The 20,652-nt window shown below is 71.9% G+C and carries 18 protein-coding genes; 9 read left to right on the top strand and 9 right to left on the bottom strand.

The features are described 5' to 3' along the window. Window positions 1-19: 19 nt before the first annotated feature. From GQ466_RS18585 to GQ466_RS18550, 8 genes are all read right to left on the bottom strand, one after another. A complete protein-coding gene (locus tag GQ466_RS18585; RefSeq protein WP_161104225.1) occupies window positions 20-1,060 on the bottom strand; it encodes a hypothetical protein in 1,041 nt (346 codons plus the stop codon). Between the two features lie 83 nt (window positions 1,061-1,143). Beyond that, the gene (locus tag GQ466_RS18580) at window positions 1,144-1,929 is read right to left on the bottom strand and encodes an SAM-dependent methyltransferase (protein WP_161104224.1); all 786 of its coding nucleotides are present in this window, start codon (window positions 1,927-1,929) and stop codon (window positions 1,144-1,146) included. A gap of 220 nt (window positions 1,930-2,149) precedes the next feature. After that, window positions 2,150-2,926 (bottom strand): enoyl-CoA hydratase, encoded by a 777-nt coding sequence (locus GQ466_RS18575; RefSeq protein ID WP_161104223.1) that lies wholly within the window; start codon window positions 2,924-2,926, stop codon window positions 2,150-2,152. Between the two features lie 85 nt (window positions 2,927-3,011). Continuing rightward, window positions 3,012-3,203, bottom strand: coding sequence for a hypothetical protein (locus GQ466_RS18570; protein WP_161104222.1), 192 nt, complete (start codon window positions 3,201-3,203; stop codon window positions 3,012-3,014). 58 nt (window positions 3,204-3,261) lie between these two features. Next, a complete protein-coding gene (locus tag GQ466_RS18565; RefSeq protein WP_161104221.1) occupies window positions 3,262-3,900 on the bottom strand; it encodes a UdgX family uracil-DNA binding protein in 639 nt (212 codons plus the stop codon). Window positions 3,901-3,919: 19 nt separating this feature from the next. Next, complete coding sequence (locus GQ466_RS18560; RefSeq protein WP_161104220.1) at window positions 3,920-4,513, bottom strand: hypothetical protein; 594 nt, start codon at window positions 4,511-4,513, stop codon at window positions 3,920-3,922. Further along, window positions 4,510-4,830, bottom strand: a complete 321-nt coding sequence (locus GQ466_RS18555; RefSeq protein WP_161104219.1) for a hypothetical protein — start codon at window positions 4,828-4,830, stop codon at window positions 4,510-4,512. The genes GQ466_RS18560 and GQ466_RS18555 overlap by 4 nt, the downstream gene beginning before the upstream one ends. Next, the gene (locus GQ466_RS18550; protein WP_161104218.1) at window positions 4,823-9,553 is read right to left on the bottom strand and encodes a wHTH domain-containing protein; all 4,731 of its coding nucleotides are present in this window, start codon (window positions 9,551-9,553) and stop codon (window positions 4,823-4,825) included. Before GQ466_RS18550 ends, GQ466_RS18555 begins: the two co-directional genes overlap by 8 nt. 160 nt (window positions 9,554-9,713) lie before the next feature. Here GQ466_RS18550 and GQ466_RS18545 point away from each other — a divergent pair, with 160 nt between their 5' ends. Then, a complete protein-coding gene (locus tag GQ466_RS18545; protein ID WP_161104217.1) occupies window positions 9,714-10,553 on the top strand; it encodes an SDR family oxidoreductase in 840 nt (279 codons plus the stop codon). Window positions 10,554-10,598: 45 nt separating this feature from the next. Here the strand turns inward: GQ466_RS18545 and GQ466_RS18540 are convergent, their stop codons facing one another. Further along, window positions 10,599-11,567, bottom strand: coding sequence for a TIGR03557 family F420-dependent LLM class oxidoreductase (locus GQ466_RS18540; protein WP_161104216.1), 969 nt, complete (start codon window positions 11,565-11,567; stop codon window positions 10,599-10,601). A gap of 93 nt (window positions 11,568-11,660) precedes the next feature. Here GQ466_RS18540 and GQ466_RS18535 point away from each other — a divergent pair, with 93 nt between their 5' ends. From GQ466_RS18535 to GQ466_RS18500, 8 genes are all read left to right on the top strand, one after another. After that, window positions 11,661-12,719, top strand: a complete 1,059-nt coding sequence (locus tag GQ466_RS18535; RefSeq protein WP_161104215.1) for a type I phosphomannose isomerase catalytic subunit — start codon at window positions 11,661-11,663, stop codon at window positions 12,717-12,719. Between the two features lie 66 nt (window positions 12,720-12,785). Then, on the top strand, window positions 12,786-13,112 hold the full coding sequence (locus GQ466_RS18530) for a hypothetical protein (RefSeq protein ID WP_161104214.1): 327 nt from the start codon (window positions 12,786-12,788) through the stop codon (window positions 13,110-13,112). 564 nt (window positions 13,113-13,676) lie between these two features. After that, complete coding sequence (locus GQ466_RS18525; protein WP_337193535.1) at window positions 13,677-14,432, top strand: GntR family transcriptional regulator; 756 nt, start codon at window positions 13,677-13,679, stop codon at window positions 14,430-14,432. Between the two features lie 72 nt (window positions 14,433-14,504). Next, window positions 14,505-14,732, top strand: coding sequence for a 4Fe-4S dicluster domain-containing protein (locus tag GQ466_RS18520; protein ID WP_161104213.1), 228 nt, complete (start codon window positions 14,505-14,507; stop codon window positions 14,730-14,732). Window positions 14,733-14,743: 11 nt separating this feature from the next. Further along, a complete protein-coding gene (locus GQ466_RS18515) occupies window positions 14,744-16,126 on the top strand; it encodes an ABC transporter substrate-binding protein (RefSeq protein WP_161104212.1) in 1,383 nt (460 codons plus the stop codon). Beyond that, window positions 16,123-16,959, top strand: coding sequence for an ABC transporter permease (locus GQ466_RS18510; protein WP_161104211.1), 837 nt, complete (start codon window positions 16,123-16,125; stop codon window positions 16,957-16,959). The genes GQ466_RS18515 and GQ466_RS18510 overlap by 4 nt, the downstream gene beginning before the upstream one ends. Next, complete coding sequence (locus GQ466_RS18505) at window positions 16,956-17,684, top strand: ATP-binding cassette domain-containing protein (RefSeq protein WP_161104210.1); 729 nt, start codon at window positions 16,956-16,958, stop codon at window positions 17,682-17,684. Before GQ466_RS18510 ends, GQ466_RS18505 begins: the two co-directional genes overlap by 4 nt. Continuing rightward, window positions 17,684-20,353, top strand: a complete 2,670-nt coding sequence (locus GQ466_RS18500; RefSeq protein ID WP_161104209.1) for a fumarate reductase/succinate dehydrogenase flavoprotein subunit — start codon at window positions 17,684-17,686, stop codon at window positions 20,351-20,353. Before GQ466_RS18505 ends, GQ466_RS18500 begins: the two co-directional genes overlap by 1 nt. The last annotated feature ends 299 nt before the right edge of the window (window positions 20,354-20,652 follow it).

The following is a 20,652-nucleotide window of genomic DNA, read 5'->3' as shown; positions in this document are numbered from 1 at the left end:
CCCCCACTCTCCTCGTGCGTCAGGTCAGCGCCGCCAGCCGCCGCAGCAGGCGGTCGCAGGTCTCGCGGATCTTCCGGTCCGTCACCGTCTCCCGCCGCCGCCGGACCGCCGCGGCCAGTTCGGCGACGCGTCCGCCGAACTTCGGGTCCCTGCGCAGCGCCAGCGGAAGATAGGTGGAGACCAGGTAATAGAAATACGCGTCGTTGTACGCGTCGATCTCGCGCAGCACTTCGACCGCCGTGTGGCGCAGCGACAGATCGCTCGGCAGCGTGAAATCGGACGTGACGCGCCCGTCGCGCGCGTAGGTGGGGAGCGACCATTCCTCCAGGCCCGCGTACATCGGCGTCGCCTCCAGAATGCGGCGGTACCGCTCGGCGAGGTCGATGTCGTCGGTGGCGATCAGCGTGCCCATCACGACGCCGCGCAGCATGAACGCCGACTGCCGTCCGGGGACCTCGAACGCGAGGTCCTCCGAGAGCTCCCGCGTCACCTTGCTGACCTGGTGCGTGAGGATGTTGAGGGCCAGGATGGAATGGAACGAGTACGCGCGCTGGTTCAGGCGGGGGGCGATCTCGATGGCGGCGTCGAACAACGGCCTGGGGTCGGTGATCAGGCCGTTCTCTGTGGCGAACAGCGATTCCAGCGCCCGGTCCTGCTCGCGGCCCCAGAACCGCGCCAGGTAGGACGCCACGCGCGGCGGCTTTTCGCCCCGCATGATCTGCAGGCCCGCCTCCAGGGCGTTCAGCAGGTGCTGCTGGGCCACGGTGGACGAGCGCAGCACCGTCAGATCGACCGTGAGCCCCGCCGCGTCCAGATCGGCCACCAGCGATTCCCGCCGTTTCACCACCGAATGCGTCGTGACGTATTCGGCGATGCCGGGAACGGACGAGATGAGATTCTGCAGCGACCGGCCGCTCGCCCGTTCCAGCCAGTGCCGGTTCTCCCACAGCCGGAAGACGGTGCTCTCGTCCAGTCCGGAGAACGCCGCGACGTCGGAGATGTTCAGCCCGACCTCGGCCGCGATCTCCGAGAGGGGTTTCGGCTCGCTGTCGGTTGCCATCCAAAGCCCTGGAATAGACCTGCGCCGGACGCCTGATTCTAACGGGGCGCGCCCCGGCCGGGCCACCATGCCGGTTAACGCGGTCACGCCGCCTTTCTTCCGACGCGGCGCAGCAGGGGGAGCGCCGATTCGTCGTCGTCGGACGGTTGCGCGGGAAGCGTCTCCCAGCCGCGCAGGAGCCCGGCGATCCGCTCCTCGTCGCGCGGGACGAACGCGACGTCCGCCTCCCGGCACAATGCGGCGGCGGCGTCGAGCGCGGGCGTCCGGACCGGGTGGCACAGGACCACATGGCTGCCCGGCGGCAGCGCCTCCAGCAGCTCCCGCATGATCGTGCACGGCTCGTCGGCGTCGGTCACGAAGGGCAGGACGTTGACGAGGAACACGGCCGTCGGGGCGTCCGGGTCGATGACGCGACGCACCTCGGGGTGGTGCAGGAGGCGCACCGGCTCGCGCAGGTCGGCCTGCGCGGCGGACGTCCCCGCCTCCACCGCGAGCAGCGCCCGCGCGTGGCACACGACCATCGGGTCGCGGTCGGTGTAGGCGACGCGGCTGCGCGGGTCCACCCGCCGGACGATCTCGTCCAGCCGCTCGCCGGGCAGCGGCAGCCCGCACCCGACGTCGAGGAACTGCCGCAGCCCCGCGCCCGCCAGCCGCCGCGCGCTCGCGCGCAGGAACGCGCGCCCGGCGCGGGCCAGCGACGGGACGACCGGCGCCAGCTCCACCACGCGGTCGGCGAGGGCGCGGTCGGCGGCGTAGGTGTCCTTGCCGCCCAGATAGTGGTTGTCCATCCGCGCCGCGTTCGGCGCCGGGACGGGCCGGCGCGGTGGGCACTCCGCCGGGATCGGCCCCAGGCTCAGCACGGTTCCCACAGCGGGCCACCTTCCGTCCTGGCCGGCCGCGCCGCCCCTGGACGGGACGGGCTGGCCGGACCTCCGCCCCGGGGAGAGGGCGGAGGATCACGGGCGCGGACCGGCGGGCCTGTCGGCGAGACCCGCACGACAGCCATCTTGACGCCTCGGCGAGCGCGCGGTCACGGAGGCTTGCGCGCGCGCAACGCCCCCGTGGCACGCTGCGCCGACATGCTGTTGATCAAGCATTGCGCGGTTGTGCGCGGGCGCGGAACTCGGCGACATAGCGGGCGAAGGCGGGCCGTCCGACGGACGCGGCCTGCGCCCAGGCCTCGAACTCGACCACCGCGTCCGGCGTGCCCGTCTCGGCGAGCCGCACCGCGCGCTTCATGTCCCGGACGAGCGCGGGGTCCCTCTCCGCGCAGCGTTTCGCCAGTTCAGTGGCGGCGTGGACGGGGTCGTCGGCGCGGCGGGTGGCGAGGCCGAGGTCCATCGCGCGGTCGGCGTCGATGGTGTCGGCGTCCAGGACGGTCGCGAGCGCCCGGTGCCCGCCGAGCCGGGACGTCAGGAACCACGTCGCGCCGCCGCCCGGATGCAGGCCGATGTCGGCGAAGCTGAACGCGAACGCGGCGCGCGGCCCGACGATCACCATGTCGCAGGCCAGCGCGATGTTCGCGCCCGCGCCGACCGCTATGCCGTCCACCGCCGCGATCGTCGGAATGCTCAGGTCGGCGAGGCCGAGGAACGCCGCGTAGACGCCCTTGAGGTCGTCGCGGATCGCGCCGGTCGGACGGTCCAGGTCGCCGAACAGCGTCGTCACGTCGGCGCCCGCGCAGAACGCCCGGCCCTCGGCGCGGACGACGAGCGCCCGCACGTCCGGGTCGTCGCCCACGGCCGTGACGGCGTCCGCCAGCTCGCGCAGCATCGCGGCGGTGAGCGCGTTGCGGCGGGCGGGCGCGGCGAGCACCAGATGCCGGACGGGGCCGTCGGCCTCCAGCCGCACGGACGTTTCGGTCATGCCGGGGTCTCCCGTCCTCGGGGGAACAGTGTCCCCGGCACCGTCCCACAGCCCGCCCCCGTTTCGTGGGGGCGGGCCGGGCGGGTCAGTCCGGGTGGTCGGGGCGCTGGGCGGGCGGGGTGCCGCCGCCCTGGCCGCCGCCCTTCGCGCCCTTGTCCGTCCCGTGCGGGTGGACGCGGCGGCGCGAGCCCTTCGGCTGGGTCGCCTCGGGCGGGGGCTGCGCGGTGGTCGGGGTGTGGCCCGAACGGCGCATGGACGGTTGCTGGATGTTGGTCATCGTGCCGCTCCTTTCGTCGTCCGTCCGCGTACCCGGGGCGTGCTCGGCCATGCGCTGGTCAGGCGAGCAGGGCCGCCGCCACGCGGAGGTCGGCGAGGAGGCCGTCGTAGGCGGCGTCGCGGTCCTCGGCGCGCAGCACGGCGGACGGGTGGATCGTCGCGACGATGCGTCCTTCGCCCTGCTCCTCGCGGGTGCCGAGGCGGTCCAGGGGCGGGCAGGGGAGAGGGACGCCGCGTTGCTTCGTCACGCGGAACTCCGGGCCGAGCAGGGCTTGGCCGGCCGTGGCGCCGAGCGCGACGATCACCTCGGGGTTGAGCGTGGTCAGTTCGGCTCTCAGCCAGGGGAGGCAGGCGCGCAGCTCGGTGATACCCGGTTTCTGGTGGATTCTTCGTTTGCCCTGGCGGGAGAACTTGAAGTGCTTCACGGCGTTCGTGACGTAGGCGTCGTCGCGTTCGATGCCCGCTTCGTCCAGTGCGCGGTCCAGGACGCGTCCGGCGGGGCCGACGAACGGGTGGCCCTGCTTGTCCTCCTGGTCGCCGGGCTGCTCGCCGACGAGGACGACCCGCGCGTCCGCGCCGCCCTCGCCGAACACGGTCTGCGTGGCGTCCTCGTAGAGGTGGCAGCCTTCGCATCCGGCCGCCGCTTTCTGGAGTTCGCCGAGGTCGGCGTGCTCGGGGACGTAAGGCTCTGCGCTCATGACGGGGCCGTACCCGTCCTCAGCCGCACGACGCGACGGCCCGCATCCGCTGGACGGTCGCGAGCGGCACCACCACCGGGCGCCGCGCCTCCCGGACGATCAGCTGGCCCTTGTCCGCGCCGCCGATCTCGCCGCAGGCCCGTCCGCCCGCGTAAAGGACTTCCATCAGGGCTTTCTCGGGCTTCTCCGCCGGACCGAGCCAGGTCGCGCCGATGCCGAGGGCCAGGCAGGCGACGGCGGTGGTGGTGAGCCATGCGGCGCGGCGGATCGCTTTGGAGACGCGTTTGACTTCGTCGGCCGTCCACGCCTCCAGGGACTCGCCGCTGAGCAGGATGTCCGCTCCCGGATCGCCGGCCGCCGCCCGCACCGCATTCAGCGTCGCGGCGACGAGCAGGCCGAGCGCCACCCCGATGAGGACCACCACGAACCACCGGAAGCCGGGCGTCAGGGCGGTGACGTTGTCGCGGCCCTTGACGATGAGGACGGCGCCGAGCAGTGCCGTCAGCCCGCCGAGGCCCGTCCGCCAGGCCTCCGCCTGCTTGCGGGCGCCGTCGAGCTGGGTGAACTTGAGCGCCTGCGCTCGTTGTGCCCAGCGCTTCTTGTCGAGGCTCACGGCAGCTCGACGTCCCAGAACGCGCCGCAGCCCGCGTCGATCGCGTCCGCCGGACGGTCCGCGTGGACGTGCCCGCACTCGCAGTACACGGTCACCGTGCGCGGCGCCGCATTCGTCCGCACCGCACCGCGCCGAAAGAACCCCTTGGTCCCCTCCGGACTGCCCCGGCCGAGCGTCGTCACCGTCCGTCCGCCGCACGCCGGGCACGTCCCGCTGATCGTCAGGCCGCGCTCGGACTCGGCGACGCTGAACTGCTGCGGCGGGAACTCGGTCTCGGTGTACCCGAGGTCCCGGTGATGGTCGGGCTCGTCAGACACGCAGATGCTCCAATTCCAGACCGAACAACGCTGCGTACACCCCGAGCCTCCCCACGATCCACTCTTCCGACTCCTCGGTCTCAGTGGCCGCCCACGCCACATGCTCCGCACTGACCTGCCCCGATACGGCCGGCTCCTGCCCGTCCAGGTACTCGGTGAGCAGCAGAACGTCCTGCCACCGCACGATCTCGTCCGGCACCGCGTCCTGCGGATAGACCAACTCCAGACCGATCGGCGCCATCCGGGACAGCCGCCGGTGGACTTCGGTGGGCGGCATCCCGAGCCGTCCGGCGATCCGGACGAGCCGCAGCGCGTCGAAACGAGACACGGGCGCCTCGCGGCCGTGCTCGTCGAAGTCTTGGACGATGTCGGCGTCGTATACGTCCGGATAGAACCGGTTGAATTCGTTTTTAGTCTTGGGCCAGACGTCCGGAAGTATCGCGCCGAGCTCACCGTAGGGGGCGAGGATCGTCAGGAAATGCCCGAGCGAATAACCAAACTGCTCCGCCCCCCGAATGATGGTCGCCGGTTCGATACGCCATTCTCGCGGCCCGCTCTCGTCCATCCAGCGACCGAGGACGATCTGGTCCAGATCGAACGTCGGGTACAGGGTCTCAGCCGTCCGGTGCGCCGGAGGCACGTCGGCGTCCGGATAGGTCTCCAGAAGCTGCGCGCGGGCCTCGGCCACGGAACAGCGGAGCTCTCCGGCGGCCTCTACCAGTTCGGGGTAGCTCACCGGTCCATCGGGCCGTGCGAGGGGGGCCAGCCGCTGGGTCAAAGCGATGTTGCGCTGCGACGTCTCACGCGGGCCCATGTGCTTCAAGATGACCATGCACGGTTTCTTCGACCTGAAGACCCGCAGAACGGAGTAGTCCGCGAACTCGGTCGTCGGGTTGTAGAGAAAGTCGAACTCCTCGGGTTCCGCACGGCGATCGGGCAGACCGGCGATGTCGGGACGCCGGATCAACCCCTGTTCCTCCAGACGGGCGAGACCATCGTGGAGCCCGAACAGGGTGTCTCCGATCTTCGCGGCGACCATGACGAGATTCAACGGGGTCAGAGGCCGGCCGACCGTGCGCACATAGCGCAGTGTCTCGATCTCCATGATCGTGAGATCGTCCGGATACCGGTCGCGTCCGGCCACCGTCATCCCCAGCGGTGCGAACATGTCGCAGAGCGCGAGGACCTCGTTGACCTCGCGCCCGAGCGCGCCGGACGCCGCGACGAGCTGGAACGGTTCCAGCGGTCCGTCGAACCAGGGGCGAACCCCGTCCATGTCGGCGGAGACGAGCTTGACGTCGGCGTTTGTGCACGTGTAGTCGGCCAGTCCAGCGGAACCGAGATCGGGCGACGTCCAACCGTCCGGCATGAGGTCGCCTACGCGGGCGACGACCTGGCCCAGCGGCAGGCCTAGTTCAGCCGACGCATAAATGATGCAGCGGGCGTTCCCTACGGCGGGTGGCGAACCGGGCGGGGCCCAGGCGGCGAAAGCGCGCGCCAGCGGCCGTTCCTCTTCCTTTTCGATGGTCAGATCCAGGGGCGGGCAGTGCCGCAGCGCCGAGACGTCGAGTCCGGTGATCGCGTATCGCCGCAGTCGGCGCAGGCCTGTCGCGAGCGGCCGGTCGGCGTGGATCGTCGCCGCGAGGAACTCGTCGGCGGTGAGCCGCCGGTCGCCACTGTGCTCGAGTTTTGCGATGATCTCCGCGTCGCCGGGTTCGATGACCGGGAAGCCTTCCGTGGCGACCGTGCTCGGTCTGTCCCGTGTTCGCAACCGGAAGCTGACCAGCCTGGACCAGATCCCTGTTCGCCAGGTCGTGAACCAGTGGCCGTAGCCGAGGTAGCGATCCTGCTCGAACAGTTTGCGGTCGTCGGGAAGACAGCCGATCTCGTTCAGAAGCGCTTCGGCGTCCTGGGCCCAGGAGCTTCCGATCGGCAGCGCGTGTCGGCGTTCGACCAGATGGTCGAAGACCTGCTGGGCGATCTCCGGCGCGGACTCGGTGACCTGCCAGAGCCAGTTGAGCGTCAGCCCGGACCAGGCCATCAGATCCGGCAAGGAAGCCGCGATCTGCTCGTTGACCCATTTTTTGTCCCACATGCGGAGCGTCTTGCGGTCCACCGTGAATTGCGGGCGACGCGCGTCGCGGAGGTTCACGATCAGACCGAAGAACTTTTTCTCGGTGCGGATGCCGTCGGCGGCGAACCCGCCCTCGCCCGACACCCACCAGAGGTCGTCGCCGAACCGTACCGGCTCGGTGCTGTCGTCGGGATAGCGCAGCTCGCACGGCTTCCAGATCTCCGGCGTCGGCCGTTCGCCGTGGACTTCCACGCGGTAGTCGGAGATCCACAGGAGCTTGCGCAGCGTCGCAGCCGCCGAGACGCGTTCGTCACCGGTCAGGTAGAGGCGGACGCGGGTTCCTCCGCCGTGCATTTCGTCGGACGCGGTGATCTGGAAGAGGGAGCCGCTGCTCGCGATGTCGACGCGGTAGGCGCGGTCGGAGACGATGCCGTTCGTATTGACGGGACGAGTTTCCACCGTGATCTCGTCCGCCAGCATGAAGTAGCTGAACACGCCCACGCCGAACTGGCTGTTGGAGACCAGCCGCAGGGGCGGGGTGAGGTCGGCCCACGCGGCCTGTTCGGCGCGGAACGACTCGCGGTAGACGAAGCGTTCGCCGGCGTTGGCGAAGACGTGTTTCAGCGTGTCGGTGTCCATGCCGACGCCGTTGTCTTCGCACTCGATGTATTCGCGGCCGTCGGTGTCCGTGCCCTGGCGGAAGATGATTCGGCCCGTCCACGCGGCGGGGTTGCGGCCGGACGAGCGGAGGCCCTTGAGGCGCGTGTCGCGGTAGCGGCAGGCGTCCAGAGCGTTCTGGTACAGCTCGCGGATCGAGAGCGCCGGGTCGTCGTAGAGCTGGCGGCCCATTAGCAGTTCGCGGACCTTGTCTTCTGACAGGCGGAACCTTGAGAGCGGCACGTCGAACGCGTCGGTGTCGTCGGGGCGCCGTTCGGCGCGCAGGCCGTCCGCCGTGAATCGGGACGGCAAGGACACGAGGCCGGTGTCCAGCGGAAGTTCCGCGATCGACGCGCGGGCGCGGTCGGCGCGCAGGACGAGGTCCTCGAACGCCGCGTACTGCGCCGGGTGGTCGCATGGCATGCGCAGCTCGCAGGCGTCGCCGCGGCCCTCCCACGCGAGCCGGTCCGCCGCGTTCCGCACCGTTGGGAGAGCGAGTTCCATGCGGGTGCCGATGTGGTCGGCGATGACCGGCGGCATCCGGCGCAGGTCGGCGGCCAGGATGCCGCCGAGCCACAGGACGGCCGCCAGCGAGCGGCGTCGGTCGTCCAGGTACGCCGCGTTGAGCCGATCCAGGACCAGCCGGTCCGCCGGACGCGCCCCGACCGCCCGCACCAGGGCTTCGACCAACTTGGGCACCTCGGCGGCCGAGAGGCCTCGCGCGTCCCCGTCGAGTAGAAGCGCGCCGCGTCGGTAGCACTCGGCTGCGGCCGGGCTCTGCCAGACCGACAGCCGCGTGGACAGCCACTCGTGGACGAGCCACATCGCGAGCGCGTCCCGCTTGGCCGTCTCTCCGCGCCGCCCGAGACCCTCGGCACGGCGCACCATCTGCTGGTACATCTCGTGCGTGATCTCCAGGTCGGTGCGCGGCCCCTCCCGGTAGGTGCGGGTGAAGTCGGCCGGTTTGATGCCCGCCGCGAGCCGAATTCCTTCGGCGAGCACCACTTCCCGCAGGAACGGGACGGCGACCAGCAGCGCCGCCTCGGCGGACGTCAGATCGTCCGGACGGGCGAGCAGTTCGGCGGTCCGCGCGAGGACGCGGCTCGGGTAGTTCTGGTCGAACCACGGGTCCTCGATGCCGATACGCGCGCGCAAAGCCTTGTACGCGGCGCCGCACCGGCGTGCGCAGTCCGCGACCAGGTCGAGGACGGCCGTGCGGAGGGGCGCGGCGCAGCTTCCCCACAACGCGGTCTCCTCGGCGGCGCGCTGCCAGGCGCCGGTCAGCTCGTCCCCGTCACAGATCGGGACGTCCCGGGCGTCGGCCAGCATTGCCGGATGTGGCACGCCCGGCTCCTGCCGCAGGTCGGTGTGCCGGGTGCGCCGCCGCATCTCCTGGGTGACCTCGTCCACGACGCCGCCGAGCGTCCGCGCCGGGTGCCGCCGGTCCAACACCTGCGCGAGGACCTGGGTGAACACGCTGCCGCTCTCGGTGTAATGGCAGCGCTGACCCGGCCCGCACCCGTTGACCAGGACGAACGAGCCCCCGGCCCGGAACGTCACCACGGCGCCCGGCTCGGGAACGTCGCCCCGCGCGGGGTCGTCGCGGCACGCGTCCACGAAGAAGACCACGAGCCGCGCCGGGCACGCGCCGAGGTCCGGCGGGATCACCGGGACGAGGTCGTCGGCGTCCGTGCCGTCCGCATCGCTCGGGACGAGGAAGTCGGAGCCGTCCATACTTACGCCGTGCCCGGAGAAATAGAGCAGCAGCACACTGTCGGGCGGCGCGTCGGCCAACGCTTGCTGGATCGCGCGGGCGATCCGGTTGCGCGTCGGTTCCGGGCCGTCGACGCCGAAAGTGGTGACCGTGTAGCCGGACTGGTCGAGGGCGTGGTGCATGGCCGAGATGTCGCGGCGGACCACGTCGCCGATGGGGCTGAACCGGCCGTCGTCGCACTCGGGGACTCCGAGGAGGAGCGCGTGACGTCCGGCCATCGAAACCCCCGGTGTTCTCGACGTTGTCGGCACCATAGCGGGGAAGTCCGGCCCATCGGACGGCATGGCAAAAGGCCGGTCAAATCCGCACCGCGCACGATGGGACGCAGGGGCAGCGGGTAGCTGCGGGGCTCAGTGGAAGCGACTCGGAGGTGACGTCATGAGCCCGACCGTCCAGCAGCAGCGTCCGCCCGGCCGTGAGGGGATCATGGACCCCCGGCCCGACAGCGGCGCGGACGACTACCGCGGCTCGGGACGGCTGACCGGCAAGGCCGCCGTGATCACCGGCGGGGACAGCGGCATCGGACGCGCCGTCGCCATCGCCTACGCCCGCGAGGGCGCCGACGTCCTCATCTCCTACCTGGAGGAGGACGACGACGCGGCGGACACGGCAAGGCTGGTGGAGGAGGCCGGGCGCAAGGCGGTGCTCGTCCCGGGCGACCTGCGCGACCCCGGGCAGTGCCGGACGGTGATCCGTCGCGCTGTGGACGCTTTCGGCCGCATCGACGTCCTCGTCAGCAACGCCGGCTACCAGATGACAAGAGAGCGCATCGAGGACATCCCGGACGAGGAGTGGAACCGCACCATCGAGACCAACCTCAACGCGCTGTTCCACCTGTGCAAGGCGGCGCTGCCGCACATGGGCCCGGGGTCGTCCATCATCGCGTCCACGTCGATCAACTCGGACATGCCGCCGCCGTTCCTGCTCGCCTACGACGCCACCAAGGCCGCCATCGCGAACTTCGCCGGCGGGCTGGCGCAGCAGCTAGGCCCGCGCGGGATCCGCGTCAACAGCGTCGCCCCCGGCCCGATCTGGACGCCGCTGATCCCCGCCACGATGCCCCCGGACATGGTTGCCTCGTTCGGGGAGGACGCGCCGCTCGGCCGTCCGGGGCAGCCCGCCGAGCTGGCCCCGGTCTACGTGATGCTGGCGAGCGACGAGGCGAGCTACGTGTCCGGCGCACGCGTGGCCGTCACCGGCGGGACGCCGATCCTGTGACGGCCCCGGCGGACCCGGGCCGGGCGCCCGGGTCCGCCGCCGGGGTCATCCGTAGCGCTCGCGCAGCGCGGGCAGCAGCTCGGCCGAGGCGAACCGGCGGAAGTCGTCCTGCCGGTCCGCGCCGACCTGGCAGAACGACAGGTGCGTGAACCCCGCGTCCGCCCAGGTCTTCACGGCGTTGAGGTAGGTCTCGACGTCCGGCCCGTGCGGGACGGCGGACGCCACGTCGTCGGCCCGGACGTTCGCCGAGTTCGCCTCGAAGTTCTTCGGCCCGGGCAGCTCGGCCATCACCTTCCAGCCCGGCACGGCCCACCGCCACAGCTTGTGCGCGCGGTGCAGGGCCTCGTCGGCGTCGGCCCCGTAGGAGACGGGGAGCTGCCCGTAGACGGGCTTGCCGCGTCCGGCGCCGGACGAGAAGTCCGCCACGACGTCCGCGACGGGCTGGTCGGAGACGAGCGCGTCGCCGAACTCGGCGGCGATGCGTCCGGCGCGCTCACCGAACGCCGCCACACCGATCGGGACGCGCTCGGCCGGCAGGTCGTAGATCTTCGCGGAGTCGACGCGGTAGTGGTCGCCCCGGTAGTTGACGAACCCGCCGTCGAACAGCCGCCGGATGATCTCCAGGGACTCGCGGAACATCTCGTGCCGGACGTCCGCCGACGGCCAGCCGCGCCCGACGACGTGCTCGTTCAGGTTCTCGCCCGCGCCGACGCCGAGCGTGAACCGTCCGTCGGACAGGACGCCCATCGTCGCGGCCTTCTGCGCCACCACCGCCGGGTGGTACCGCATGGTCGGGCAGGTCACGAACGTCATGAGCCGCAGGCGCTCGGTGGCGTGGGCGAGGGCGCCGAGCACCGACCAGGCGTAGGCGGAGTGGCCGAGGTCCTCGATCCACGGGAAGTAGTGGTCGGAGATGCAGGAGTAGGCGAAGCCCGCCTCCTCCGCCCCGACCGCGTCGGAGACGAGCTGTTTCGGCGGTGTCTGCTCGCAGAGGAGCGTGTATCCGAATTCCATGCCGTCCGACTACCCGGCTGATCTGGCCTTTCACGTGCGGCCGGGACGGGTAGCGGCGAAAGGTCGGCAATTTCGCACGAAGGAGGCTCGGTCATGGACTGGTATCCGCTGCGGCTGACCACCCCGGTCATGACGCACGCGTTCGGGGGCACGGCGATCGCCGAGCGGCTCGGCCGTCCGTCCGAGGTGCCCGGCCCGGTCGCCGAGACCTGGGAGGTCAGCGACGTGGACGGCGCGGTCGGCGAGGTCCTGGACGGCCCGCTGGCCGGACGGACGCTGCGCGACCTCGCCGAGGAGTTCCCCGTCGAGCTGATGGGGCCCGGCCGCCAGGGGGCGCGGTTCCCGGTGCTGACCAAGTTCATCGACGCGTCCGAGCCGCTGCCCGTCCATCTGCACGCCGACGACGAGACCGCGCACCGGCTGGAGTCCGAGCCGAACGGCAAGACCGAGGCGTGGCACGTCGTGGACGCGCCGCCCGGCGCCACCGCGCTCGCCGGGACCCTGCCGGGCGTGGACGCCGAGACGCTCCGCGCGGCCCTGCTGGCGGAGGACTTCGACGCGGTGCTGCGGCGGCTGCCGGTGCGTCCGGGGGAGACGCTGTACGTGCCGGGTGGAACGCTCCACTCGTTCGGCCCGGACACGCTCGTCTACGAGATCGAGCAGACGTCGGACGTCCAGCAGAGCGCCGTGTGCTGGCGTCAGGAGGACGGCGCTCTCCTCGACGAGGGCATCTGGCAGGACAACATCGACCTCGTCATCGCCGAGTGGGAGCCGTGGCACCGTCCGGACTTCCAGCCGGGCCTCGCGGTGCGCCCGTCCAGGGACGTCGAGCGGACGTTCTGCGCCGCCGGCCCCCACTTCGCCCTGGAACGCTGGACGGCCGCGACCGGCGCCGTGGCCCGGCACGAGTTCCGCTCCGCCGTCGTGTTCACCAACGTCGGCGGCCCGGTCGAGGTCCGCTCGGGCGGCTGGACGGACGTCCTCGGCCCCGGCCGGACCCTCCTGCTGCCCGCCGCGCTCGGCGCCGTCGAGTTCACCGGCCCGGCCGACGTCCTGCTCGGCTACAAGCCCGATCTGGACGCCGAGGTCCGCGCGCCGCTCGCCGCCGCCGGCCACTCGCCGGACGTCATCGCCACGCTCGGCGACCTGTGAGACGCGAATAGTGCCCATGGTCGGAAACGATGGCCGTGGATCTTGACCGTGGTTAGAGTGGGTGACATGCCAGCCCGTGAGATGTCCCCTGAAATGGCCAAAATTGCCAAATCCCGGTGTAAGGGCAGTCCGACCGGGCGGCACCAGTTGCACAAGGTGCTGGAGGAACTCGGCGTCGTCCACTGTCTGGCCTGCGGCGAGGCCCGCTGGGACCAGGAGGTGCTGAACTTCTGGGAGTACATGGAGCCCGACCCCTGGCGGACGCGGATCCACACCTATGAGAGCGCCAAGCTCCTGCTTGAGGCGAGAAAGCGGAACCGTGGCAAGAAAGAAGATAACGTCGGTCTGCCCGAACTGTACGAAGGGCCAGACAAAGAAGGGGACGACCTGTAAGTTCTGCGACGGCAAGGGCAACATCGAAGCCTGGATCACCGTCCCCGACGAAGACCCCAAGAAGTAACCGGAACACACCGGGCCTCGCCGCCCACCCACGCACCGCACCCCGCTCGCACCCGGCCGCCGCTCCGCGCCCTCCGCCCACCGGACCGCGCAGTCCCAGCCCTGCCGCCGCCGCAAGAGCGAACCCCCGCACTCCGGCCACTCCCTCCGCCACGCGCCGGAAATCCCGCAAGTTCCTCGCGCCTCCACTTCCCGCACTGCCGTGCCCTTGCGTCGCCCGCGCTGTCCGACTTGCCTGCGTCGCCTGACGCTGCCCGCGTCGCCTGCGCTCGCTGCACCACCCGCGCTGCGCGCGCTGCCCGCGCTGCCCGCCGTGCGAGACCTGGCTTCAGCGCGCCGCCGCTGCCGGGGGTTGGTCCGGTACAGCATCTGGCGGGTGGGTGGCGGAACGGGATGCGCGGACGGCGTTCGTGCAGGTGGAGGGCGTTTTTCGGGCGGGACGGGTGGCGTTGTGCGGGTGGTATTCACAATTTCCGACTTGGTAAGTATGTTTGCCGCGTGACCAGCGAGAACTTGGCGGCGATCGAGCTCGGCGACGTCCGCAGACGGCGGGCGGACCGGGCGCGGCAGGTCGCCGACGTCCTGCGGCGGCAGGTCGTGAACGGCGTGTTCGGCGACGGCGTGCTGCCCGCCGAGTCGTGTCTCGTCCGGGAGTTCGCCGCGTCGCGCAACACCGTCCGGGACGCGCTGGACCTGCTGCGCGGCGAAGGCCTCATCGAGCGGTGCCCGGGAGTGGGGAGCGTCGTCGTCGCCGAGAAGTACACGCACGGGTTCGAGCGGCTGCTCGGGCTCGGCGAGACGCTGAAGGGCCACGGCGAGGTGACGAACGAGGTCCGCACGACCGGGTCGTTCACGCCGCCGCAGGAGATCAGCGACCGGCTCGCGCTGCCGCCGGGGGAGCCCGTCGTGTACATCGAGCGGCTGCGCAGGATCGGCGGCGTGCCGTTCTCGCTGGACCTCACCTACATCGTCCGCGACCTCGGCGAACCGCTGCTGGAAGAGGACCTCGTGCACAACGACGTGTTCGTGCTCCTCGAACGGCTCGCCGGGCAGCCGCTCGGCACCGCCGAGATGACGATGGAGGCCGTCAACGCCGACCCGCACTCGGCGGCCGTGCTGGAGACCCCGCGCGGGACGGCGCTGCTCATGGCCGAGCGGCTCACCAGGCTCGCCGACGGACGTCCCGTCGACCTGGAGTACATCCGCTTCCGCGGCGACCGCATCACGATGACCGGCACCCTGCGCCGCACCTAGCCCCGGACGCCCGGAACGCCGTGCGACGCACGGCCCTCGAAGCCTGCCCGAAAACCGACTGGAGCCCGCGTCATGTCCCTGGTGGAGAACCGCGCCGACGTCCCCGTGACGGTGGACGAGTCCCTCTGCATCGACGGCTGCACGCTCTGCATCGACGTGTGCCCGCTCGACTCCCTCGCCCTGAACCCCGAGACCGGCAAGGCCCACATGTTCGTGGACGAGTGCTGGTACTGCGGCCCCTGCGCCGACCGCTGCCCGACGGGCGCGGTGACCGTCAACATCCCCTACCTGCTGCGCTGAGAGACCCCACGGTGAACCGATCCCTCACGATTATCGCCGCCGCGACGCTCGCGGCGGGCGGCTGCTCGGTCGCGGGCAACGCCGGCACCGGCGGCGCGACGACCGTCGTCGTCGGCTACCAGTCCAAGACCATCAACACGGTCACGGCGGGCACGCTGCTGCGCTCGCTCGGCTACTTCGAGAAGGCCCTCGGGACGAAGTACAAGGTCGTCTGGCAGGACTACGACACGGGCGCCCCGATCACCGCGCAGATGCTCGCCGGAAAAATCGACATCGGTTCGATGGGCGACTACCCGCTGCTCATCAACGGGTCCCGCGCGCAGGCGCAGGGCGCGGACGCCCGCACCGAACTCGTCTCCGTGACGGGCTACAACCTGCGCGGCTCGCTGAACGGCGTCGTCGTGGACAAGAACGCGAAATTCCGCACGATCGCCGACCTCAAGGGAAAGACGGTCTCGGCGAGCATCGGATCCGCGGGCCACGGGACGCTCGTCCAGGCGCTCAAGAAATACGCCGTCGGCGACGTGAAGACGGAGAACCAGCAGCCGTCCGTCGGCGCGTCGGCGCTCCAGAGCGGAAAGGCGGCGGCGCTGGCCCAGTTCGTCGCCTGGCCGGGCCTGCTGGTGAACCGGGGGCAGGCGCGGCTGCTCTACGACGGAGGGGACCTGGACGTCCCGACGTTCCACGGCGTCGTCGTCCGGTCGTCCTTCGCCGAGCAGCGCGGCGACGTCCTCCAGGCGTTCCTGAAAGCGCAGATCCAGGCCACCGACTACCTCCACGCGCACCCGGTCGAGGCCGCCGAGAGCGTCGCGAGGAGCACCGGGCTCCCGGCCGAGACGGTCTACCTCTACAACGGCGCGGGCGGCCAGTCGACGTTCGACGTGACCCTCAAGAAGCAGCTCGGCGACGCGCTGCGCCACGATGTCCCGTTCCTCAAACAGATCGGCGTGCTGCAGAACCCGGTGAACCTCGACAAGTTCATCGACGACCAGTACATCCGCCGCGCGTACGGCGCGAAATACGACCAGGACGCCGCCGCCACGCAGAACAAGGCCGCCATCAAGGGCACCGACGAGGCGTGCAAGAAGCCGGTGGACGACCCCGCGAAAGCCGGTGAGATCTGGCTGGACGGCGAACACGCCACTCACCCCGCCGCCGATCCGCAATGCCTGCTGAAGAACGTGAAGACGTTCCGGCAGAACGGCAGGAAGATCCGCGCCGTCTACGCGCAGGACGCCCTCACCGGCACCCGCTGGTTCGCCGACGCGATGGTCTGGCTGCACGACGGCGGCCGTTATCTCCCCTTCGCCACCCGCCAGAACGCCGATCGCTACCGCGCCGCCCACCCGAACGCCACGGACATAACGTACGAAGAGGCGGTGCGGACGGCATGACGCTCGCCCTGGACGAACCCCGCGCCGCCGCCCAAGAACGGCCCGCCCCGAAGCCGAGAAAACGCGGAAGCCGCAGGCTCGTCCGCGCAGCCGCCCTCGTCGCCGCCCTCGCCCTCTGGCACCTGCTGACGGCCGCGAACGCGCGCCTCGGCCTGCGCTTCGACCGCCTCCCCGGCCCGGAGGACGTCGCCCGCGAGTTCGGCCGCCAGCTCCAGACCGGCCAGTACTGGCAGGACGTCGCGCAGAGCCTCGTCCGGATCGTGTCCGGCTTCGCGCTCGCCGCCGCCCTCGGCGTGGCGCTCGGCGTCGCGGTCGCGCGGTCGCGCTGGGCGGACGACCTGCTCAGCCCGCTGCTGGAGGTCGTCCGCCCGATCCCGGCGATCGCGCTCGTGCCCGTCGCGATCCTGCTGTTCCCGAAGAACGAGCAGGGCATCGTGTTCATCACGTTCGTCGCGGCGTTCTTCCCGATCCTCGTCAGCACGCGGCACGCCGTCCGCGCGCTGCCGACGGTCTGGGCGGACGCCGTCCGGACGCTCGGCGGCGGCCGGGCCCGCGTGCTCCTGTCGGTCGTGCTGCCCGGCATCCTGCCCGGCGTGTTCGGCGGCCTGTCGGTCGGGATGGGCGTCGCGTGGATCTGCGTGGTGTCCGCCGAGATGATCTCCGGCGACTTCGGCGTCGGCTACCGGACGTGGCAGGCGTACACGATCGTCGACTACCCGGGCGTCCTCGTCGGGATGATCACGATCGGGGTGCTGGGCCGCGTCACGTCCGGCGCCGTCGAGCTGGCGGGGCGGCGCGTCACGCGCTGGCTTCCGGGCGAGGAGGAGCGGTGAGCCCGCTGTCCCTGCGCGCCGAGCGCGCGACCCTCGGCTACGGCGACCACGCCGTCTGCACCGGGCTGGACCTGGACGTGCGGGCGGGCGAGTTCCTCGTCGTCGCCGGGCCGTCCGGGTGCGGCAAGTCCACGCTGCTGCGCGCGTTCGCGGGCCTGCTGCGGCCGTCCGGCGGCGCGGTGACGGCGGGCGGGGAGACGATCACCGGCCCGTCGCCCGACCGCGCGCTCGTGTTCCAGGACGACGCGCTGCTGCCGTGGCGGTCCGCGCGCCGCAACGTCGAACTGCCGCTGGCCATAAGAGGCGTCCCGCGCAACGCGCGCCGAGCCGAGGCGGCCGAGTGGCTGGCCCGGGTGGGCCTCGCCGACGCCGTCCGCCGCCTGCCGCGCCAGCTCTCGGGCGGGATGCGCCAGCGCGTCCAGCTCGCCCGCGCGCTCGCCGGCCGTCCCCGCGCGCTGCTCATGGACGAGCCGTTCGGCGCGCTCGACGCCCAGACCCGCGCCGCGATGCAGCGGCTGCTGCTGGACGTGCTCGCCGACGCGCCCGCGACGGTCGTGTTCGTCACCCACGACGTCGACGAGGCGCTGCTGCTCGGCGACCGCGTCGTCGTGCTCGGCCGCCGCGGCGTCGCGCTCGACGCCGACGTCCCCGCCGCCCCCGACGACACGCTGCGCGCCCGCGTCCTCGCCGCGCTCGGCGCCCGCACCGGAGAAGAGGTCCGCTGATGGAGATCCCGACCGCGCGGCGCGAGCTGCGCTGCGACGTCCTCGTCGTCGGCGGCGGCACCGCCGGGACGATGGCCGCGATCACCGCCGCCGAGCGGGGCGCGAACGTCCTGCTGCTGGAGAAGGCGCACGTCCGGCACTCGGGCGCGCTGGCGATGGGCATGGACGGCGTCAACAACGCCGTCATCCCCGGCAAGGCCACCCCCGAGGACTACGTCGCCGAGATCACCCGCGCCAACGACGGCATCGTGAACCAGCGCACCGTCCACCAGACCGCCACGCGCGGGTTCGCGATGGTGAAGCGGCTGGAGAAGTACGGCGTCAAGTTCGAGAAGGACGAGCACGGCGAGTACGCGGTGCGGCGCGTCCACCGGTCCGGGAGCTACGTGCTGCCGATGCCGGAGGGCAAGGACGTCAAGAAGGTGCTCTACCGCGTGCTGCGGCAGCGGACGATGCGCGAGCGCGTGACGATCGAGAACCGCGTCATGCCCGTCCGGGTCCTGACGCACGAGGGGCGCGCCGTCGGCGCCGCCGGGTTCGACACCCGCACCGGCGAGTTCGTCACCGTCGCGGCGGGCGCTGTGATCCTCGCGACCGGCCCGTGCGGGCGCCTCGGCCTGCCCGCCAGCGGCTACCTCTACGGGACGTACGAGAACCCCGCCAACGCCGGCGACGGCTACGCGATGGCCTACCACGCGGGCGCCGAGCTGAGCGGCATCGAGTGCTTCCAGATCAACCCGCTGATCAAGGACTACAACGGCCCGGCCTGCGCGTACGTCGCGAACCCGTTCGGCGGCTACCAGGTGAACGCCGACGGCGAGCGGTTCGTGGACTGCGACTACTGGTCCGGGCAGATGATGGCCGAGGTCAAGCGGGAGATCGACTCGGCGCGCGGCCCGATCTACCTCAAGCTCAGCCACCTGCCCGACGAGACGCTGACCGCCCTCGAAGGCATCCTGCACACCACCGAGCGGCCCACGCGCGGCACCTTCCACGCCGGACGCGGCCACGACTACCGGACGCACGACGTCGAGATGCACATCTCCGAGATCGGCCTGTGCGGCGGGCACTCGTCCTCGGGGGTGTGGGTGGACGAGAACGCGCGCACGACCGTCCCCGGCCTGTACGCGGCGGGCGACCTGGCCTGCGTCCCGCACAACTACATGATCGGCGCGTTCGTGTTCGGCGACCTCGCGGGCGCGCACGCCGCCGCGCACCACGCGCCGGGACCGCTGGACGAGGACCAGATCGCCGCCGCGCACGAGCTGGTCTACCGGCCGCTGCGCAACCCGGACGGCCCGCCGCAGCAGCAGGTCGAGTACAAGCTGCGCCGGTTCGTCAACGACTATGTCGCGCCCGCCAAGACCGCCCGGCGGCTGGAGCTGGCGATCGAGACGTTCGACCGGATGCGCGGCGAGATCGCGGCGATGGGCGCGCGGACCCCGCACGAGCTGATGCGCTGCGCGGAGGTCACGTTCATCCGCGACTGCGCGGAGATGGCCGCGCGGGCGTCGCTGACCCGGACCGAGAGCCGGTGGGGCCTCTACCACGACCGCGCCGACCTGCCCGAACGCGACGACGCGGCCTGGTTCTACCACCTCAACCTGCGGCGGCGCGGCGACGGGGCGATGGAGTTCCTGAAGCGGCCCGTCGCGCCCTACCTGGTGGACGTGGACGGCATCGACGTCCCCGCGAACGGCACCGAGCCGATCGTGCTGGGGGCCGCCGCGCCGGTGGCCGCGTCCGCGCCCGTCCGGCAATCGGACCGGCCCGCGTCCGGCGTGACGCGCTCGCCCCGGATGCTGGAGCTGCTGCGGCTCGCCGAGTCCGGCCCGTCGGCCGCCGACCTCGCGCCCTACCTCGCCGACGCGGACCCGAAGGTGCGGCGCGCGGCCGTCGCGACGGTCACCGAGGTAGTCCCGGACGGCACCGCCGCCGTGCTGGCCGGGGCGCTCGGCGACGCGCACGGCGCGGTGCGGCACGCCGCCGCGACGGCGCTGCGCGAGCTGGTGGAGGTGCTGCCCGCGTCCCCCGACGTCCGTGCCGCCCTGACCCCGCCGCTGGCCTCGCCGGACGCCGTGGTGCGCGCGGCGGTGCTGGACGTGCTGCGCGCCCTCGGCCTCGGCGACCGCGCCGTGTTCCGCGCCGCCCGCGCCGACGCCGACCACCGCGTCCGGCTCCAGGCGGTGCGCGGCCTCGTCGCCCTGGACGACGCGGACGGCGTCGCCGGGGCCGCCGCCGACGCCAACCGCGAGGTCCGGATCCAGGTCGCGCACGGCATCGGCGCGATCGGCGACCCGTCCGCCGCCGCAACGGCCGGGACGCTGGCCGCCGACCCCGACCCGCTCGTCCGCGCCGCCGCGCTGGAGGGGCTGGCGGGGATCGGGTGCCCGCCGCCCCTGGACGCGGTGGCCGTCGCGGCGCTGCACGACCCGTCCTGGGAGGTCCGGGTGGGGGCGGCGCGGGGACTGGCCGCCGCGTCGCCGGACGCGGCGGTCGCGCCGCTGGCGAAGGCGCTGGAGGATCCGCACGCCGACGTCCGCAAGGCCGCCGTGCTCGCGCTGACCGCGTGGCCGGAGCGTCCGGACGTCGTCGCGGCGCTGCGCGCGGCGCACGAGGACGCCGACGCCGACGTCCGCGCCTACTCCCGGCACGCCCTCGCCCGCTGAGCCGCCGTGACCGCCCGCCGTCCCCGGACGGCGGGCGGTGTGATTTACGCAACTCCGCCGTCCAGGGCCGTCGATCATCGTCAAGGGTCGAAACCGGCATAATCCCTGGTAAATCGGTAGGTTTTACAGGAAATGCCTCCCCGGGTCACGTCCGTGCAGGTGGGAGCCGAAATTCCGGGGCCTTCCCAGCGGCCATCGCCGTGTGCATCCTGTGGGCATGAACGCGACGGCGATTCTGGTGGCGAGGCGCCACATCGACCTCCTCCGCGTGTGCAGCGCGGGCTGTTGACTCGCCGAAT

The sequence above is a fragment of the Actinomadura rayongensis genome (genome assembly GCF_009831215.1).
Taxonomy (GTDB): domain Bacteria; phylum Actinomycetota; class Actinomycetes; order Streptosporangiales; family Streptosporangiaceae; genus Spirillospora; species Spirillospora rayongensis.
This window is presented reverse-complemented; position numbering and strand designations above follow the sequence as displayed.

Coding starts and splice junctions, on each gene's coding strand:
- GQ466_RS18575 (WP_161104223.1), bottom strand. CDS start 2,926: ATGACCGAAACGTCCGTGCGGCTGGAGGCCGACGGCCCCGTCCGGCAT.
- GQ466_RS18550 (WP_161104218.1), bottom strand. CDS start 9,553: ATGGCCGGACGTCACGCGCTCCTCCTCGGAGTCCCCGAGTGCGACGAC.
- GQ466_RS18510 (WP_161104211.1), top strand. CDS start 16,123: ATGACGCTCGCCCTGGACGAACCCCGCGCCGCCGCCCAAGAACGGCCC.
- GQ466_RS18530 (WP_161104214.1), top strand. CDS start 12,786: ATGCCAGCCCGTGAGATGTCCCCTGAAATGGCCAAAATTGCCAAATCC.
- GQ466_RS18585 (WP_161104225.1), bottom strand. CDS start 1,060: ATGGCAACCGACAGCGAGCCGAAACCCCTCTCGGAGATCGCGGCCGAG.
- GQ466_RS18540 (WP_161104216.1), bottom strand. CDS start 11,567: ATGGAATTCGGATACACGCTCCTCTGCGAGCAGACACCGCCGAAACAG.
- GQ466_RS18500 (WP_161104209.1), top strand. CDS start 17,684: ATGGAGATCCCGACCGCGCGGCGCGAGCTGCGCTGCGACGTCCTCGTC.
- GQ466_RS18535 (WP_161104215.1), top strand. CDS start 11,661: ATGGACTGGTATCCGCTGCGGCTGACCACCCCGGTCATGACGCACGCG.
- GQ466_RS18520 (WP_161104213.1), top strand. CDS start 14,505: ATGTCCCTGGTGGAGAACCGCGCCGACGTCCCCGTGACGGTGGACGAG.
- GQ466_RS18570 (WP_161104222.1), bottom strand. CDS start 3,203: ATGACCAACATCCAGCAACCGTCCATGCGCCGTTCGGGCCACACCCCG.
- GQ466_RS18565 (WP_161104221.1), bottom strand. CDS start 3,900: ATGAGCGCAGAGCCTTACGTCCCCGAGCACGCCGACCTCGGCGAACTC.
- GQ466_RS18545 (WP_161104217.1), top strand. CDS start 9,714: ATGAGCCCGACCGTCCAGCAGCAGCGTCCGCCCGGCCGTGAGGGGATC.